This window comes from Teredinibacter purpureus (assembly GCF_014217335.1).
GTDB lineage: Bacteria > Pseudomonadota > Gammaproteobacteria > Pseudomonadales > Cellvibrionaceae > Teredinibacter > Teredinibacter purpureus.
This window is the reverse complement of record NZ_CP060092.1, coordinates 867925-884884: the sequence shown is the minus strand read 5'-3', so window position 1 is coordinate 884884 and position 16960 is coordinate 867925. Positions and strand designations below refer to the sequence as shown.

General features: G+C 45.5%; 15 protein-coding genes. 8 read left to right on the top strand and 7 right to left on the bottom strand.

The features are described 5' to 3' along the window. Positions 1–20: 20 nt before the first annotated feature. Entirely contained in the window at positions 21–584 is a 564-nt protein-coding gene (locus H5647_RS03685) for a PhnA domain-containing protein (RefSeq protein ID WP_045856416.1), read from the top strand. Further along, a complete protein-coding gene (locus tag H5647_RS03680; protein ID WP_082086948.1) occupies positions 538–1647 on the top strand; it encodes a GDSL-type esterase/lipase family protein in 1110 nt (369 codons plus the stop codon). Before H5647_RS03685 ends, H5647_RS03680 begins: the two co-directional genes overlap by 47 nt. Before the next feature lie 40 nt (positions 1648–1687). Here H5647_RS03680 and H5647_RS03675 read toward each other — a convergent pair whose 3' ends face one another. From H5647_RS03675 to dnaA, 7 genes are all read right to left on the bottom strand, one after another. Further along, complete coding sequence (locus tag H5647_RS03675) at positions 1688–2047, bottom strand: DUF6488 family protein (protein WP_045856412.1); 360 nt, start codon at positions 2045–2047, stop codon at positions 1688–1690. Between the two features lie 22 nt (positions 2048–2069). Beyond that, entirely contained in the window at positions 2070–2897 is an 828-nt protein-coding gene (locus tag H5647_RS03670) for a HupE/UreJ family protein (protein WP_045856410.1), read from the bottom strand. Between the two features lie 104 nt (positions 2898–3001). Further along, positions 3002–3244: a TM2 domain-containing protein gene (locus H5647_RS03665; RefSeq protein ID WP_200911624.1), complete on the bottom strand. Its 243-nt coding sequence runs from the start codon at positions 3242–3244 to the stop codon at positions 3002–3004. Between the two features lie 29 nt (positions 3245–3273). Further along, positions 3274–5697 (bottom strand): DNA topoisomerase (ATP-hydrolyzing) subunit B, encoded by a 2424-nt coding sequence (gene gyrB, locus H5647_RS03660; RefSeq protein ID WP_045856408.1) that lies wholly within the window; start codon positions 5695–5697, stop codon positions 3274–3276. A 27-nt stretch (positions 5698–5724) separates the two neighbouring features. Beyond that, on the bottom strand, positions 5725–6858 hold the full coding sequence (gene recF / locus H5647_RS03655; protein ID WP_045856406.1) for a DNA replication/repair protein RecF: 1134 nt from the start codon (positions 6856–6858) through the stop codon (positions 5725–5727). Positions 6859–6896: 38 nt separating this feature from the next. Then, on the bottom strand, positions 6897–8003 hold the full coding sequence (gene dnaN / locus H5647_RS03650) for a DNA polymerase III subunit beta (protein ID WP_045856404.1): 1107 nt from the start codon (positions 8001–8003) through the stop codon (positions 6897–6899). Between the two features lie 49 nt (positions 8004–8052). Continuing rightward, entirely contained in the window at positions 8053–9651 is a 1599-nt protein-coding gene (gene dnaA, locus H5647_RS03645; RefSeq protein WP_082086947.1) for a chromosomal replication initiator protein DnaA, read from the bottom strand. Positions 9652–10379: 728 nt separating this feature from the next. On the opposite strand from dnaA, the gene rpmH reads away from it, so the two are divergent. From rpmH to mnmG, 6 genes are all read left to right on the top strand, one after another. Continuing rightward, positions 10380–10514 carry a 50S ribosomal protein L34 gene (gene rpmH, locus H5647_RS03640; protein ID WP_045856399.1) on the top strand — a complete coding sequence of 45 codons (135 nt, stop codon included), beginning with the start codon at positions 10380–10382 and terminating at the stop codon, positions 10512–10514. 41 nt (positions 10515–10555) lie between these two features. Then, positions 10556–10930, top strand: coding sequence for a ribonuclease P protein component (gene rnpA, locus H5647_RS03635; protein ID WP_045856397.1), 375 nt, complete (start codon positions 10556–10558; stop codon positions 10928–10930). Next, positions 10882–11196 (top strand): membrane protein insertion efficiency factor YidD, encoded by a 315-nt coding sequence (yidD, locus tag H5647_RS22055; protein WP_082086946.1) that lies wholly within the window; start codon positions 10882–10884, stop codon positions 11194–11196. Before rnpA ends, yidD begins: the two co-directional genes overlap by 49 nt. A 17-nt stretch (positions 11197–11213) precedes the next feature. Beyond that, positions 11214–12917 (top strand): membrane protein insertase YidC, encoded by a 1704-nt coding sequence (gene yidC, locus H5647_RS03625; protein ID WP_045856395.1) that lies wholly within the window; start codon positions 11214–11216, stop codon positions 12915–12917. 20 nt (positions 12918–12937) lie between these two features. Then, positions 12938–14293, top strand: a complete 1356-nt coding sequence (mnmE, locus tag H5647_RS03620; RefSeq protein ID WP_045856394.1) for a tRNA uridine-5-carboxymethylaminomethyl(34) synthesis GTPase MnmE — start codon at positions 12938–12940, stop codon at positions 14291–14293. Positions 14294–15013: 720 nt separating this feature from the next. Further along, on the top strand, positions 15014–16909 hold the full coding sequence (mnmG, locus tag H5647_RS03615; protein ID WP_045856393.1) for a tRNA uridine-5-carboxymethylaminomethyl(34) synthesis enzyme MnmG: 1896 nt from the start codon (positions 15014–15016) through the stop codon (positions 16907–16909). Positions 16910–16960: the final 51 nt, after the last annotated feature.

Below are 16960 nucleotides of genomic sequence, written 5' to 3'. Positions count from 1 at the left end.
TAACAGTTAGGAAGTCACTCATGTCATCAAGCGATACATTAATAGCGCGCAGTGGAAACAAATGTGAGCTATGTGGTAGTGAACACTCACTTACCGGTTTCGAGGTTCCCGGCAACGTTTCAATAAACGTTGATATCCTGTTATGTGCGGTTTGCCATGGTCAGCTATCAAACCCCGTAACCCTCGACGAATCTCATTGGCACTGCCTTAAAGATTCCATGTGGAACCCAGAGGCCGCTGTGCAAGTGATGGCTTGGCGGTTACTAACGAAATATAAACAAGCTGCTTGGGCATCCGACCTTCTGGATGTTCTGTATATCGATGACGAGAAGCTCGAGTGGGCACAAAGTGATCCCGCCTTTTTCGATGATTTAGTCGCAACAAAAGATTCAAATGGTGCTTTATTAGCCGGCGGTGATACCGTCACTATTATTAAAGATTTAGACGTAAAAGGAACGGGGTTTACTGCCAAACGCGGCACCGCCGTTCGTAATATCTCACTCTGCGCTAATCCAGAACACATTGAGGGAAAGGTTAATGGTACACGTATCGTATTGCTTACTTGCTATGTTAAAAAATCGTAAAAAATTTGCTGCAACATTTGGCGGCATCATTACATTACTGGCGACGCTGTTATGCAGTGGTACGGCGGTCGCGAAAAACGTAGACGCCACGAACAGTGCTTTTCAGTACTCGGGTCGTATAGATTTTGCGAATAAGGCGGTGCCCGTACTTATTTGGCAGGGCTCGACCGTTACAGCGCGGGTTAAAGGTAACGCGTTAGCCTTTCGCTTTTCCGGTTTGGAAGGTAATGTTTATTTCGACTTAACGGTTGGCGATACCAAGGCCGTACTAAAAGCCACGAATGGCACAGTTAAAAGCCCACTAACCTTATCGGAAGGTTGGAACACTATAGCGCTCTTTAAGCGTTCCGAAGCCAGTGTTGGGCATGTAGGGTTTGAAGGCGTGGTAACCGATAATGGCGCACAGGTTGCTGCATTGCCGGCTTCTAATGCCAAACACCGTTTTATCTTTTACGGTGACTCCATTACCGCAGGTGCTTGTAACGAAGATGGGGAAGAAGACCAATGGGGCGATTTCTCCACTCATAACAACGCCAAAAGTTACGCCGCAATGGTGGCAAGCGATTTCTCTGCCGATTATCGCAATATCGCCATTAGCGGTGTGGGTATTTCCATGGGTTATCAGGCTTATCGCATTGGCCAAGTATGGGACCGTTATTATCCAGACCCAACCGCACCAAAAGCTGACTTAAGCAGTTATAACCCTCACGTTGTTTTTATGAATTTTGGTGAGAACGACGATTCCTTTACGACGAATAAACAGCTTCCGTTTCCAACGGATTACACCAAACGCTACACAGATTTGGTAAGAGAGGTGAGGCTCGCGTACCCCAATAGTAGAATTGTTATTCTTCGTGGTGGTATGTTTGGCGGTGCAAAAAGTACGCGTTTAATCACTGCGTGGAAGGCCGTTGTAAAGCAAATGGAAGCAGAAGATAGCCAGCTAAGCCATTATGTATTCGACCATTGGCACAATTTGCACCCTCGTGTTGAGAATCATCGAAAGATGGCTGATGAACTAGTCGCTTGGTTAAAGACCCAAACCTGGTTTAACCAACACTAGAATCGGGGGCCTTCAAACAGGCCCCATAATTTTTACGCTCTTATTTGTTCAGTAAAGGAAAATCTCCCACAAAACTTGCATCGTACACTTCGCCCGTTGCCGCCATTAATATGAACAACGTTTTTTCAACAGCTTTATTTTCGATCGCTACAATATAGTACTCGTCCGTTTGTTCTTTGATCACAGCGGATTCTTGTGACAAAGATTTCCAGCTAGTCGGTAATTGACCAAAGGGTAAGCCAACATCTCTTTGCGTAAACTCGCCCGTAATGTACAGCGCAATTTCTTTCGCTTTTGAGGCTGTTATGGGTTCATGATGGTCGTGATCACCGTGCGCTATTGTTTTGGCGCAGCTGAACGTTAATAGCACGAGAATTACAATCGCATTAAATGTTTTCATTATAGTTTTTACTCTTTAGTGTTTACTGACTAACAGGAGAAGCTTCCGATGACGGGGTTAACAGTGCATTGGGTAGGTGCACCCGTTTTGGGTAGTTTAACGTAGGCTCTTTATTTTCCGCTGCATTGATATCTTCATGGGCGTGATAGTGATTATCGTCACTTAAAGGAAAGTCATCTACATAAGCACTATGTTGGTAGCTGTGCAATTGCATTAAACATAAAACAGCCCCCATCAATATTAAAACGGTATTCGCCACTCGGCTAAATACGATAAAACTTTGGCGACGGCGCCAAACAGCCAGCATAAGTAAAAACAGGCACAGTACCGCTATTTGGCCTATCTCGACCCCAACATTAAAAGCAATGGCCTTAGCGATAATACCGTCATTGTTGAGCGGTAATTGTTGTAAGCGTGTTGATAATCCAAAACCATGAATTAACCCAAACACAAAAACCATGACGACAATATTGGGTGATCGAACCTGTAAGCAGCGCTGAAAACCACCAAGGTTTTCAAACGCTTTATACGAGACCGTTAGCGCGATAACGGCATCGATAAGATAATAATTTGCCTGTATACCCCAAGCGGTCGCTAGTATAAGTGTTAGTGAATGGCCCAACGTAAATGCTGTTACAAATTTTACGATGTCTTTTACATTATCTAAAAAGAAAACCACACCTAGTAAAAAAAGCAGGTGATCGTAGCCCGTTAGCATATGCTCCGCGCCGAGTGCTATATAGTCGAAAGCGGTGGCGTTAGCCATTCGGGCATACGCTTCTTCCGATACGCCATGGGCCCAACTAAAAGATGTCGTAAACAATAAAATACTAGCGGTTATTATTTTCATAATTTTTGATTAAAATGGAACTAATTATTTTTATTCGAATGGTAAAAAGGCGAGTTAAAAACTCGCCTTTTTACTGTGCAATTAATGATGACACTTATAGGGTATCAAATTAATTTTAGGCCGTCGCTATCTTCAAACTTACCCATGAGGATAATAATAAAATCGATAAACGCCCAAACACCTAAACCACCTAACGTTAAAAACTGAATAATACCTGTTACTACACGGCCTACATAGAACCTGTGTACACCCAATACACCCAATAAAAAACACAGTATTGCGGCGAAAACTTTATTTTTAATACTGACGGTTTCACCGTAAATAATATCGTCTTCATTCATGTTCATATCTGCATCCTTGCTCCGCTACTCTTGGGTTAAACGTCTAGGTTTGCAACAGCAAGTGCATTCGTTTCTATAAACTCTCGCCTAGGTTCAACATGGTCGCCCATTAAGCACGTGAAGATTTGATCAGCCGCTATGGCGTCTTCAACCCTTACCTGCAGCATACGGCGCGTTTCTGGGTCCATGGTCGTTTCCCAAAGTTGTTCTGGGTTCATCTCCCCTAGCCCTTTATAACGCTGAATATTGTAGCCTTTTTTGGATTCGGTCATTATCCAGTCGAGCGCGTCAGCAAAGTTATCGACCTCAAAACGACGTTCACCTTTTGCAACATAGGCGCCCTCTTCAAACAGCCCGTCGAGCTGTGTACCTAACGCACAGATGTTTCGGTATTCATCAGAGGCAAACAACTCAGAGCTCATACGAACGTCGTGGTCTACGCCGTGTGCCGTTACGGTTAATAATGGCGTGAACTCACCGCGCTCTTTATTTTCAATCACCTGGGCTTTGAAACTATGGGTTTTAGAATGTTCGTTGAGAGTATCGAGACGACCTTGAAGTTTTACCACCCAAGCATCTACCGGCGCTTTTTCGCCCATAGTATCGGCTTCCATTGGCACTAGATAGACCAACTCTTGCAAGACTTCTTCTGGGTATACGCGTGAGAGCTTATTAATAACACTCATAGTTGCGCGATAGTCTTTTACCAACGTTTCTAACTTGTCTCCCGCTAACGGTGGCGCATCGGCCGAGAGATGCAGCTTGGAGGTATCTAGGGCTGCGCTGGTTAAAGTAGCGATTAACGCTTCATCATCTTTAATATATTGCTCTTGCTTGCCTCTACTAATTTTGTAGAGTGGTGGCTGCGCAATGAAGATGTGGCCACGTTCAATTAACTCGCGCGTTTGGCGGAAAAAGAACGTCAGTAAAAGCGTACGAATGTGGGAACCATCCACATCAGCATCCGTCATGATAATAATACTGTGATATCGAAGTTTATCGGCATTAAATTCTTGAGTGCCAATACCACAACCTAATGCGGTAATAAGCGTACCCACTTCTACGCTCGATAACATTTTGTCGAAACGGGCTTTTTCAACATTAAGGATTTTACCTTTCAACGGCAATATAGCTTGTGTGCGTCTATCGCGGCCCTGTTTAGCTGAACCGCCCGCAGAATCACCCTCCACTAGGTATATTTCAGAGAGTGCTGGATCTTTTTCTTGGCAATCGGCCAGTTTTCCCGGTAACCCTGCTATATCAAGAGCGCCTTTACGACGAGTCATCTCACGGGCCTTACGCGCCGCTTCTCTCGCTCTGGCCGCTTCAATCATTTTGCCTACAATTTGCTTTGCTTCTTGTGGGTTTTCCATCAAGTAATCATTGAACGATGCGCCCATCTCCTGCTCTACAGCTGTTTTTACTTCAGACGACACTAGCTTGTCTTTTGTCTGGGAAGAAAACTTTGGGTCTGGTACTTTCACGGAGATAATAGCTGTTAGGCCTTCGCGAGCATCATCGCCCGTAGTATTTACTTTTTCTTTTTTACCAATACCTTCACGCTCTATATACGTATTCAAACCACGCGTAAGCGCCGATCGAAAGCCCGCCAAATGTGTGCCGCCATCGCGCTGGGGGATGTTATTGGTGTAACTAAAGATGTTTTCTTGGAAACCATCATTCCATTGCATTGCAACTTCAACGCCTACGCCGTCTTCTTCGCGTTGCGTTGTAAAATGCATAACCTTATTCACGGGGTTCTTGTTTTGATTCAAGTACTCTACAAACGCTCTTAATCCACCTTCATATTCATAGGCTTCTTCTTTCCCGCTACGCTCATCCTGTAGAACGATACGCACACCAGAATTAAGAAAAGAAAGTTCGCGTAAACGCTTAGCTAATTGCTCAAAATGGAACTCTATATTGGTAAATGTTTCGCCAGAGGGGACAAAATGCACTTCTGTACCACTGCTATCGGTTTCACCAATTACAGCTAGTGGCGCTTGAGGAACACCGTGCTTGTACACCTGTTCCCATACTTGTCCACCGCGGCGGATAGTGAGCTTTAGTTTTGCTGACAGCGCATTTACAACAGAAACACCTACACCGTGGAGGCCACCCGATACTTTATAGGTGTTATCGTCAAATTTACCACCGGCGTGAAGTACGGTCATAATTACTTCGGCGGCCGAAACACCCTCTTCATGCATTTCGGTTGGAATACCACGGCCATTATCAGACACGGTGATCGATTCATTAGGATGGATGACAATGCGAATCTCGCTACAGTGGCCCGCGAGCGCTTCATCTATCGAGTTATCGACAATTTCGAATACCATATGGTGAAGGCCAGTTCCGTCATCCGTATCACCGATATACATACCGGGGCGTTTACGTACGGCATCTAGGCCTTTTAACACCTTGATACTTGACGAGTCGTAGTTATGTTCTTCGCTCATAGTTCGAGTTCATCTCTTATTTGTGCATTAGGTGGTAACTTGGACCTTCCCATGTTCCACGTGAAACATCTTTAAAGTGTCTATTGTCGGCAGGTGCCAACAATCTGTAATCATTTCTGGCTCAATAGCCGTAACAAAGACTTGTGTAGAAAGCCGGCGTATAGCCTCCCCCACTGTCTGTAAATTTTCGGCATCAAGTTCCGCCGGTAGATCGTCGAGCAAAATTACCGGTTTACGGCCTGTTAACGTATGAAACACGTTAGCTTCTGCAAGAAACAAAGCCGTAATAACGGATTTCTGTTGGCCGCGAGAAAGCAACTCTACCGCTGGCACCTTTCCTAAGCTTATTTTTAAATCAGCTTTGTGGGAACCAACACTGGTGTAACCGAGCTTAGTGTCTCTATCCAGATTAGCGATTAGCTGCTTTGAATAGCTAACGCCCTCTTTCCAGCCGGAGTGGTAACTTAACGTAAGGCTGTCTTTAGAGCCAATATCACCGCTCTTATCGTGCGTAAACTCAAAGGTATTCAGTACCCGGTAAAACTCTTCTCTATACTGGGTAAAAACATCGCCCCGCATAGCCTCTATTAGCTCCGCTAACTGCACTAACTCCCTATCCCATGGGGCTAGCTCGGGGGCGCTAATTTTACCAGATCGGAGCAAACTATTCCGATGTTTGACGCATTTGGAGTAGTCCTTCCAGCAGTTTTTATACTCATGTTTCACGTGAAACACCAGCCAGTCGAAAAACTGCCTTCTATGGCGTGAGGAACCTTCTAACAACTGGAAAGAGGAAGCGTTTAAAATTAAAAGGGGTAGCTGCTGTGCAAGCTCCGCTGCGGTGTAGGTTGGTTTCCCATCAATACGGATACGGATAACCCCTCTTGCCTCACGCGTAATACCCAACTTTTGCTGAACACCACTTTGCCCGTGCCCCAGCTCCCCAAATACCGTAAAACCGGTTTCATCATGAGTGATCAATCGTCGATACTTGTGTGTACGGAATGACCGTCCATGGGCCAGTACACTTATACTTTCAAGCAAAGAAGTTTTACCGGAGCCATTTTGGCCTACGATTAAATTGATACCTTCACTCGGCTGTATTTCAACAGAGCGAAGGTTTCGGAAGGACTGTATCTTGAGTTTACTGAGATGGGGCATGTAGAGCCGAATAGACGCGCATAAACACCGAGTTATACCTACAGACGCATTGGCATTACGACGTAGGCCGAATCCGAATTTTCGGGCTCTTCGAGTAATGCAGAGCTATTAGAATCGGCAAGCGTTAATTTTATACTTTCGGAATCCAGTACGTTAGTGACATCCTGTAAATAACTGACGTTAAACCCAACTTCTAACGAATCACCAACATAATCAACTACTACTTGGTCTTTCGCTTCTTCCTGCTCCGGGTTATTGGCAATAATAGTAAGAAGGCCTTGCTCTAACTCTAAGCGAACGCCACGGTATTTTTCGTTCGATAAGATCGACGTTCGCGCAAAAGCTTGTTTAAGATCGGCGCGATTACCCAGCACTATCTTATCGCCACCTTTCGGTAAAACGCGTTCGTAATCCGGGAATTTGCCATCGACGAGTTTAGAGGTGAAGGTATATTCCGGCGTGGTTGCACGAATATGGCTAGAACCCAAGGAAACTTCTACAGGCTCCTCGCCATCTACGAGTAAGCGTGACAATTCTATAACACCCTTGCGCGGCAAAATAGCTTGTTTAGGCTCGGCAATCTCTATACCGACTACAGGGCGCGTACACATTGCCAAACGATGCCCATCGGTCGCGACTACCCGTAGCTCGTTAGGGCGTACCTCCCACAACATTCCGTTTAAATAATACCGAACATCCTGCTGTGCCATTGCGAAGCTGGTGCGATCAATTAACCGCTTAATTTCCTTCTGCTCACTAGAGAAATTAATGTCATCAGCCCCCTGCTCTACGGTTGGGAACTCGTTTGCCGGAAGCGTAGATAGCGTAAAACGAGTTCGACCACTTTTGACAGTAACCTTTTGATCTTTAAGAGAAAATTCGATCACTGAACCTTCTGGTAAGGCACGGCATATATCTAAAAACTTCTTTGCAGGTACAGTAATCTCTCCGTCTCCAGGCGCACCATCTAACTGAACCCGCCCTACTATCTCCACTTCTAAATCGGTACCCGTGAGAGACAACTGACTGCCCTCTATCACTAAAAGTACGTTGGCCAATACTGGCAGTGTCTGACGTCGCTCAACTACACCAGCGACCAATTGCAAAGGCTTGATTAAAGCTTCGCGCGAAACGGCAAATTTCATACAGCTTCTCTTTATTAAACGGGTTACGCAAGAATGCGGTGATGGGTAATCAGGTTGTGAGTGTACGCAACAGGTTTTTAACGTCTTCGCGAATATCAGCGTCTGACTCTTGAAGTTCTTTTATTTTTCGGCAAGCGTGCAGCACAGTCGTATGATCACGCCCGCCGAATGCATCGCCAATTTCCGGCAAACTATGATGAGTAAGATCTTTAGAAAGATACATAGCCACCTGTCTTGGGCGCGCAACAGAGCGACTGCGCCTCTTTGAGTGTAAATCGGAAACCTTGATTTTATAATACTCTGCAACAACACGCTGTATATTATCAATACTCACTAAGCGATCTTGCAGTGCTAATAAATCTTTTAACGATTCGCGTACCAATTCAACGGAGATATCACGGCCCGTAAAGTGTGAATTAGCTATTACGCGTTTCAAAGCCCCTTCCAATTCTCGTACATTTGACCGAATACGCTGCGCAATAAAAAACGCCGCATCGTTCGGTAAAGGTATAGAAACAGACTCGGCCTTGCGTTTTAAAATGGCTACACGCGTTTCAAGTTCTGGTGGCTCTATAGCGACGGTTAACCCCCAACCAAAACGAGATTTCAATCGCTCTTCTAACCCATTGATTTCTTTAGGGTATTTATCGCAAGTTAAGATAATTTGCTGGCCACCCTCTAACAACGCATTAAAGGTATGGAAAAATTCTTCTTGCGAGCGTTCTTTGCCCGCAAAAAACTGAATATCATCGATCAACAACGCATCCACTGAACGGTAGTAACGCTTAAATTCATTAATGGCGTTTAACTGAAGGGCCTTAACCATATCCGCAACGAATCGTTCAGAATGTAAATAAACAACCCGCGCGCCAGGCTTTCGCTCCACTAATGCATTTCCTACAGCATGCATTAAGTGGGTTTTACCTAGACCAACACCACCATAAATGAATAACGGGTTATAAGAGCCCCCTGGATTTTCAGCCACTTGGCTTGCGGCTGCTAAACCAAGCTGATTGGACTTACCCACCACAAAGTTATCAAAGATAAAATTAGCGTTAAGGTTGTTCTTATGCTGAATCCCGCCTTCTACATCTTTCTTTCTTGCGCGACTAGCGGCGATATCATCGAATTTAGCGTGCAATGACGCCGAACCGTGAGGATCGTTACCCAACAATTCACCCGCTGCTCTAAATGTCTCTGGCCCAGCGGCAATAACATTAGGCGCCGCGATTGGCTCAGGATGAGGCGCAGCCGGTGGAACAGAAAGATCGGTTTGAAAGGAGAAATCATCAAAATCGGAATGGGTAGCTTGACTGTTACCGACTGGAACCTGCACTGGCTGTGCAACAGTAGGCGCTGGCCGCGACGAAACGGGTTGTGGTGCGCGTGCTGGAACGACAAAACCGTTATTGGTACGCGGCGCAACACTAATATCAATGGCCTGAAAGGCACCCGCTTGCTGTACCAGTATTTCTTCAATACGAGACCGGTATTTATCATTTACCCAATCCTGGACAAATCTATTGGGCGCAACGAGAGACAATCTATTTCCGGCACTTGCGCTAGGCTTTAACGGCCTAATCCAGGTATTAAATTGCTGTGCAGGCAGCTCAGACTGCAAACAGGAAACGCAAGATTCCCACGACATGTCGGACAAGTATCAACTCCATCACTACTATTAACGAAAACAACACTACCCACGACTAACCCATAGGTAAGGAGGGCGAAACAATAAAGAACACACGATTATACATGCGCTGCAGGAACCACTCTTATTAACACGAATTCTGGGCGCTTATTATAGACGCTAAAAACAGGTAAAAAACGCCTTTACCAATCCTACTAAAGCACTTAACCAACGCTTTTAGCCCAGAAAGACAACGCCCCACTGAACCGACCACTGAAATTACCGCGTGTTTGGCTAATCCGATACGCCTAATTATCAACAGGCGGCCGCTAGTGTACTCCCAAATGATCGTGTTATCCACAGGTGAGTAGACTAAAAACCAACACCCTATATTTATTTTTCCTTTTAAATCCGCCAGTTAGCGAAACCCAACCCAAAAAATAAAACAAATTTTATGAAGTGTTTCAAACGCCAAAAAACAACGAACCTGTGTATAAACCTGTTTATAACTACTGTAAAAACTGTCAATTACCCGAATATAAGCCCCTACCCCCATCATAAGACCTTTGTTCCTGCTAGAGATATTGGCCAAACCACCGTGTAAACTACGTGTGTTAATTGATTTTGCGCTTAGGGTTCTATACAATCGCGCGTCCTTTGGGAGTGTACTGTTATAGGTAAACTTTCCAGAACCGATTTTATTGATATGAGGAGTGTTTTTCTCCTCAGTACAAACTAGGTGAACTGCAATGAAAAGAACGTTTCAACCCAGTAATTTGAAGCGCAAGCGTACCCACGGATTTCGTGCCCGCATGGCAACTAAAGCTGGCCGCAAGGTATTAGCTCGCCGTCGTGCAAAAGGTCGTGCGCAGCTAGCGGCTTAATAAGTATCACGCAGAACGCCGGGGTGGAAACCTCTGACCGGATGAAGGAATTATCTTTCACAAAAACCGACAGACTTTTAAATTCTGGCGCGTTCTCTGCCGTTTTCGATAACGCTTTATTCAAAGCGTCGCATCAACACTTTCTAATTCTCGCTAAAACTAATACGGTCGGCCACCCTCGGTTGGGCTTAGTTATTGCCAAAAAAAATATACGCCACGCCGTTCAACGCAACCGCGTAAAGCGTCTTATTCGCGAGACATTCCGCCTTAAACAACACAATCTGCCACCAATAGATGCTATAGTTCTGGCCCGACGGGGCGGCGACCAAATCGCCAATAATGAACTGCGCGAAACTCTCGAAAAACTATGGAAACGTGTTGCCAAAAGAGCACAAAATCCCGAAAAGCGAACTTAAATCGCTCTGACAGATCTATTGCTCAGCACCTAATATTGCTTCCAGTTTACGCGTATCGTTATATGATCAGCCCTCTTATTGGACCGCGGTGTCGTTTCGAGCCTACCTGTTCTGCTTACACCATCGACGCTATTCACATGCACGGGGTTTTTCACGGCAGTTGGCTTTCTTTAAAACGCATAGGAAGATGCCAGCCTTGGCACAAAGGCGGCTACGACCCTGTTCCCAATCCAAAAAGCTCTTCTCACCATAATCAACATCACTAAAACGGTATTTATCCACCATGAATTGGCTTCGAAATTCGCTCATTGGGGGCATATTAATTATTTTATTCTTGCTGTTTATACGCTGGAATGAGTTTCAAGAAAAACAAATAGAACTCAGCGCACCTTCAAGCAATGAGACAACATTGGCGGCCTCTCCTGCGCCCAATAACCCGGTTAATATCCCTACAACCCCTGAAGGGATTAGTTCGGCTGAACTTTCCGATATTCCCGAAGCTCCGGTTGCACGTACCGCACAAGGTAACCCAAACGACACATCCCCATCTTTAGCCGCTTATTCGCAGCTAATCACGGTCAATACCGACAATGCTCAGATTTTAATCGATACTAAAGGTGGTGATATCGTTAAAGTAGCGTTGCTCGATTACAACGCGAAGCTAAACGAATCGGACAACCCATTCATTCTATTAAACAGAACTGAATCGCATACCTATATTGCGCAATCCGGTTTAGTAGGGCCCAATGGAACAGATGGCAATACCACACGCCCCGTGTTCTCCGTTGCCCAAACAGTTTTCTCGCTCGATGAAAATGACGACAAACTGGTGGTAGACCTAAATCTCCAACAAGCTGGCGCCGATATCACAAAGCGTTTTACCTTTAACCGCGGCAGCCACCTAGTCAGCGTCGAATACATTGTGACGAATAAGTCGGCCTCCGACTGGCAGGCTAATATGTTTGGCCAGATAAAGCGAGACAGCTACGACCCAACCACTGGCACCGGTATTAGTATGAAGCCCTTCCTGGGCGCTGCCATTACAACGCCAGACACCAACTACAAAAAAATTGATTTCGACGATTTAGCCGAAAAAGCGGTTAAACAAGAACTTGTAGGCGGTTGGGTGGCAATGATCCAGCACTACTTTATCAGCGCCTGGATACCCGACGCCGACAAAACCAATCACTTCAATTTACGTAAAAATCGTTCGTCTGATATCTATCTACTTGGTTTTACAAGTGAATCTACCACCATTGCACCGAATAGCACTGGCAGCCTAAGCGCATCATTCTACGCGGGCCCTAAAAACATTCGTACGCTGTCGGCAATATCCCCTCACCTCGACCTTACCATCGACTTCGGTTGGTTGTGGATGATAGCCAAACCCCTCTTCTTCGGCCTAGAAAAAATCCATGGCTGGGTAGGAAACTGGGGTATCGCCATTATTTTGCTAACCTGCTCGATAAAATTGCTTTTCTTCTACCCCTCCGCAATGAGCTACCGCTCCATGGCCAAAATGCGCAAAGTTCAACCGTTGATGGCTGAACTAAAAGAGCGCTACGGGGATGACCGCCAGAAAATGTCTGGTGAGCTGATGAAGCTCTATAAGAAAGAGAAAGTAAACCCGATGGGCGGTTGCTTACCGGTACTGCTACAAATGCCGGTTTTCCTTGCGCTCTACTGGACACTGATGGAAAGCGTAGAGTTACGGCACTCTCCTTTCTTTTTATGGATACACGATCTAAGTGTTCGTGACCCTTACTTTGTATTGCCATTGCTCATGGGTGCAACCATGTGGATTCAACAAAAATTGAACCCAACACCACCCGACCCCATGCAAGCTAAAATAATGCAGATGATGCCCATATTCTTTACAGCACTCTTTATGATGTTCCCAGCTGGCTTAGTACTTTATTGGGTAGTGAACAACACCCTATCGATTACTCAGCAATACTTCATTACGAAGAAGATTGAAAATAGTTAAACAACCGTAATCATTGCATTATGACAACCGACACCATTGCCGCTATAGCTACAGCCCCCGGTCGCGGTGGTGTCGGAATTATTCGAATTTCCGGCCCCAACACACGCTCTATCGCACAATCACTTCTGGGGTTCGTTCCACACCCTCGCGAAGCCACCTATACCCCATTTAATGATATTGACCACACCCCTCTAGACCAAGGCATTGCGCTGTATTTTCAAAACCCGCATTCCTTCACCGGCGAAGACATACTCGAACTTCAAGGGCACGGCGGCCCTGTAATTCTAGATATGTTACTGGCGGTTATACTTCAGTGCGGTGCGAGAATGGCACTACCTGGCGAATTTTCAGAGCGCGCATTTTTAAACGATAAACTTGACCTTGCCCAAGCGGAAGCTATTGCCGATCTCATCGAATCCAGCTCTCAACACGCAGCAAAACAGGCACTAAACTCCCTTAAGGGTGAATTTTCAAAGAAGATCGATACATTAGTTGACCAAATAACACACTTGCGCATGTATGTTGAATCTGCGATTGATTTTCCAGAAGAAGAAATCGACTTCCTTAGCGACGGCAAAGTACTCGGCGATTTAAACAGTTTACTCCACACCACAAAAGCCATTCTAAACAGCGCTAAGCAAGGCGTATTAATAAGAGAAGGTATGAAAGTGGTGATTGCGGGTCGTCCCAACGCAGGGAAATCGAGCCTTTTAAACGCGCTAGCTGAACGCGAAGTCGCCATCGTCACCGATATTGCAGGCACTACGCGAGATGTTCTTCGTGAACATATACACATAGATGGTATGCCACTGCATGTCATCGACACGGCGGGCTTACGTCATAGCCCCGATAAAGTAGAACAAATTGGTATAGAGCGCGCTTGGCAAGAAATCGATCAAGCTGACCGAATCCTACTAATGATTGATAGCAACGAACAGGTCGAAATCGAAACGGAGGATTACTGGCTGCAACTCATGAAGCACCCTGAAAGCCGCCATAAGGTGACGCTAATCTACAATAAAGTCGATGAAAGTGGCTTTACCTCCCCCGCGACAGCCGACGACAATCACACTATAGCCCTTTCAGCCAAAACCGGTGAAGGCCTTGAAGTTTTACGCGATCACCTTAAGCAGGTTATGGGTTACCAAACCGTCACAGAAGGTGGTTTCAGCGCTCGCCGTCGCCATATAGAAGCCATACATAACGCCCAAACTTACCTTGAGGCCGGTAAAATACAGCTAGAAACCCACGCTGCCGGAGAGCTTTTGGCTGAAGACCTTCGCCTTGCCCAAGATCACCTTAGTGAAATTACCGGCCGGTTTACGCCAGACGACCTACTAGGAAAGATCTTTTCAAGTTTTTGTATTGGCAAGTAAACACAGACCTCTTCCCCACTCAAATTGACGGTCCCTCCTCCACTCCTTTCACTCGAATACACGCATTTCTTGGTTACGCTGAATTATCCAACCCACCTCAAGCCAAATCATTTCTATAAAACCGCCCCAATCATCAATGCGTGGACGCAAGTTTAACCGCCTATAAAAATTTGTTTTAGAAATAAAAAAATGCATTCATAAAACTTATGCACACCAAGACACAGCTTATCCACAATTCGAACACACGAAAAAAACACGCTAAACGTTTAAATAAGAGGATAAACACAAGAAACTCACATGCTAGCCAAACACCCTGGTGATATTTTGTGCGAAATATAACAACCTCTTAATAACCCCCTAACAAGTTGGTGAGAACATTTTTTTTTATCCACCGAAATAATGCTGCATTTTTAACCACGTGGGTAACCCCTGTTTTTCACTACAGCTTGTATGCAGCAGTTCATCAGCTAATACCTCTTTTATAGTGCTCTTACACTTACGATAAACACTTGAAATATAAGAATAAAATTGGGTTATCCACTAAAAAGTAAGGTACTAACATTAATAACTAAAATAACTTTATCTATATATTCATATATTCTTAATCTATATTTTTACTATTAACACCTCAAATTTCTGAAATAAAAAAGCCGTTCTATTTCTGAACGCAAACCCTATAATGCACGACCGAATTAATGCTCCTACTGGCAAGTTGTTAAAATGATTTACCCCACAAATTTTGATGTTATTGTTATTGGCGGAGGACACGCCGGCACAGAAGCATGCCTAGCCGCTGCACGTATGGGGTGCCGAACGCTGTTGTTAACCCATAACATCGAAACACTTGGCCAAATGAGTTGTAACCCCGCCATTGGGGGAATTGGCAAAAGCCACCTAGTCAAAGAAATTGACGCATTAGGCGGAGCCATGGCAAAAGCCACGGACAAAGGCGGTATTCAGTTTCGCGTATTAAATAACCGTAAAGGCCCCGCTGTTCGAGCCACAAGAGCGCAAGCCGATAGAGTTCTTTACAAAGCTGCCGTTCGGCAAACTCTCGAAAATCAGGAAAACCTTTTAATCTTTCAACAATCTGTCGACGATTTAATTGTTGAAGGTGACCGCGTACTAGGGGTTATTACCCAGATGGGCCTTAAGTTTATGGCTCCTAGTGTGGTGTTAACCGCAGGTACATTTTTGGGTGGAAAAATTCATATTGGTCTCGAAAACCACTCAGGTGGGCGTGCCGGAGACCCTCCCTCCATTGCATTAGCAGATCGTTTGCGAGAATTACCGCTTCGCGTAGATAGACTTAAAACCGGCACACCACCGCGTATCGACGCGCGCTCTGTAGATTTTAGTGAACTTGAAGAGCAGTGGGGGGACTCGCCGGTTACCGCTATGTCGTATATGGGCAGCGCCGCTGATCACCCAGAACAAACGTGCTGCTGGATCACCCACACCAACGCAAATACTCACGACATAATCCGCAGTGGATTTGACCGCTCCCCTATGTTTACCGGTATTATCGAAGGGGTTGGCCCGCGTTACTGCCCATCTATCGAAGATAAAATTAACCGTTTTGCCGATAAAGACAGCCATCAAATTTTTATTGAGCCAGAAGGTTTAACCACTCACGAGCTATACCCAAACGGAATATCAACCAGCCTACCGTTTGATATTCAATTGGCCCTCGTGCGCTCAATAAAAGGGTTTGAAAATGCCCATATTACGCGGCCAGGTTATGCCATTGAATACGATTATTTTAATCCTCAAGATTTGCGCTACAGTTTTGAAACAAAATCTCTGCAAGGGCTCTTTTTCGCTGGTCAAATTAATGGCACAACAGGCTATGAAGAAGCGGGTGCTCAAGGTTTGCTGGCTGGCACCAATGCGGCATTGAAAGCTCAGGGGCGAGAATCGTGGTGCCCCGAGCGAGATCAAGCCTATATTGGGGTTCTAGCTGACGACCTCATTACAATGGGCACGCGCGAACCTTATCGCATGTTTACCAGCCGCGCCGAATACCGGCTGCTGCTACGTGAAGATAACGCGGATATGCGTTTAACAGAAAAAGGCCGGGAATTAGGTTTGGTTGATGACAAGCGCTGGCGTGCGTTCTGTGACAAGCGTGAAGCCGTTGAACGTGAAACTCAGCGTATGCGCAGCACTTGGATTCAAGCCGGTAGTGCAGAGGCGAATGAACTTGCCGGTAAACTCAAGTCTCCGCTGAACCGTGAGTACTCACTAATGGATTTACTGAAGCGTCCTGAACTCGGCTATTCCGATTTAGGTGGGCTTAAGGGCGAGGCGTGTTTGATTCCTCAGATCGCGGAACAAGTAGAAATAGCGGCAAAGTATGCAGGCTATATTGACCGTCAGCAGGAAGAAATTACGCGTTTGCAGCAAAACAAGAATACGTTAATTCCAACGGAGTTCGATTATATGTCTGTTGAAGGTTTGTCCAACGAACTTAAACAGAAACTCAGCGAGTTCCGTCCCGATACCATTGCGCGCGCGTCGCGTATCCCCGGTATTACCCCAGCCGCGATTTCATTGTTGCTCATCTACCTCAAAAAACGTGGCTTACTCAAAAAACCAAAAGCACTTTCGCGATAACCGCTAGTGGGCATCACAACCATCATGATGTAGAGCAAAGCTCTGCGTGTT

What these genes read in the sequence shown, in the direction of transcription:
- gyrB (WP_045856408.1), bottom strand. Translation starts at nt 5,697, where the DNA reads ATGAGCGAAGAACATAACTACGACTCGTCAAGTATCAAGGTGTTAAAA.
- rnpA (WP_045856397.1), top strand. Translation starts at nt 10,556, where the DNA reads ATGAAGGAATTATCTTTCACAAAAACCGACAGACTTTTAAATTCTGGC.
- rpmH (WP_045856399.1), top strand. Translation starts at nt 10,380, where the DNA reads ATGAAAAGAACGTTTCAACCCAGTAATTTGAAGCGCAAGCGTACCCAC.
- dnaN (WP_045856404.1), bottom strand. Translation starts at nt 8,003, where the DNA reads ATGAAATTTGCCGTTTCGCGCGAAGCTTTAATCAAGCCTTTGCAATTG.
- H5647_RS03665 (WP_200911624.1), bottom strand. Translation starts at nt 3,244, where the DNA reads ATGAACATGAATGAAGACGATATTATTTACGGTGAAACCGTCAGTATT.
- H5647_RS03685 (WP_045856416.1), top strand. Translation starts at nt 21, where the DNA reads ATGTCATCAAGCGATACATTAATAGCGCGCAGTGGAAACAAATGTGAG.
- yidD (WP_082086946.1), top strand. Translation starts at nt 10,882, where the DNA reads ATGGAAACGTGTTGCCAAAAGAGCACAAAATCCCGAAAAGCGAACTTA.
- dnaA (WP_082086947.1), bottom strand. Translation starts at nt 9,651, where the DNA reads ATGTCGTGGGAATCTTGCGTTTCCTGTTTGCAGTCTGAGCTGCCTGCA.
- H5647_RS03670 (WP_045856410.1), bottom strand. Translation starts at nt 2,897, where the DNA reads ATGAAAATAATAACCGCTAGTATTTTATTGTTTACGACATCTTTTAGT.
- mnmG (WP_045856393.1), top strand. Translation starts at nt 15,014, where the DNA reads ATGATTTACCCCACAAATTTTGATGTTATTGTTATTGGCGGAGGACAC.
- H5647_RS03680 (WP_082086948.1), top strand. Translation starts at nt 538, where the DNA reads ATGGTACACGTATCGTATTGCTTACTTGCTATGTTAAAAAATCGTAAA.
- recF (WP_045856406.1), bottom strand. Translation starts at nt 6,858, where the DNA reads ATGCCCCATCTCAGTAAACTCAAGATACAGTCCTTCCGAAACCTTCGC.
- H5647_RS03675 (WP_045856412.1), bottom strand. Translation starts at nt 2,047, where the DNA reads ATGAAAACATTTAATGCGATTGTAATTCTCGTGCTATTAACGTTCAGC.
- mnmE (WP_045856394.1), top strand. Translation starts at nt 12,938, where the DNA reads ATGACAACCGACACCATTGCCGCTATAGCTACAGCCCCCGGTCGCGGT.
- yidC (WP_045856395.1), top strand. Translation starts at nt 11,214, where the DNA reads ATGAATTGGCTTCGAAATTCGCTCATTGGGGGCATATTAATTATTTTA.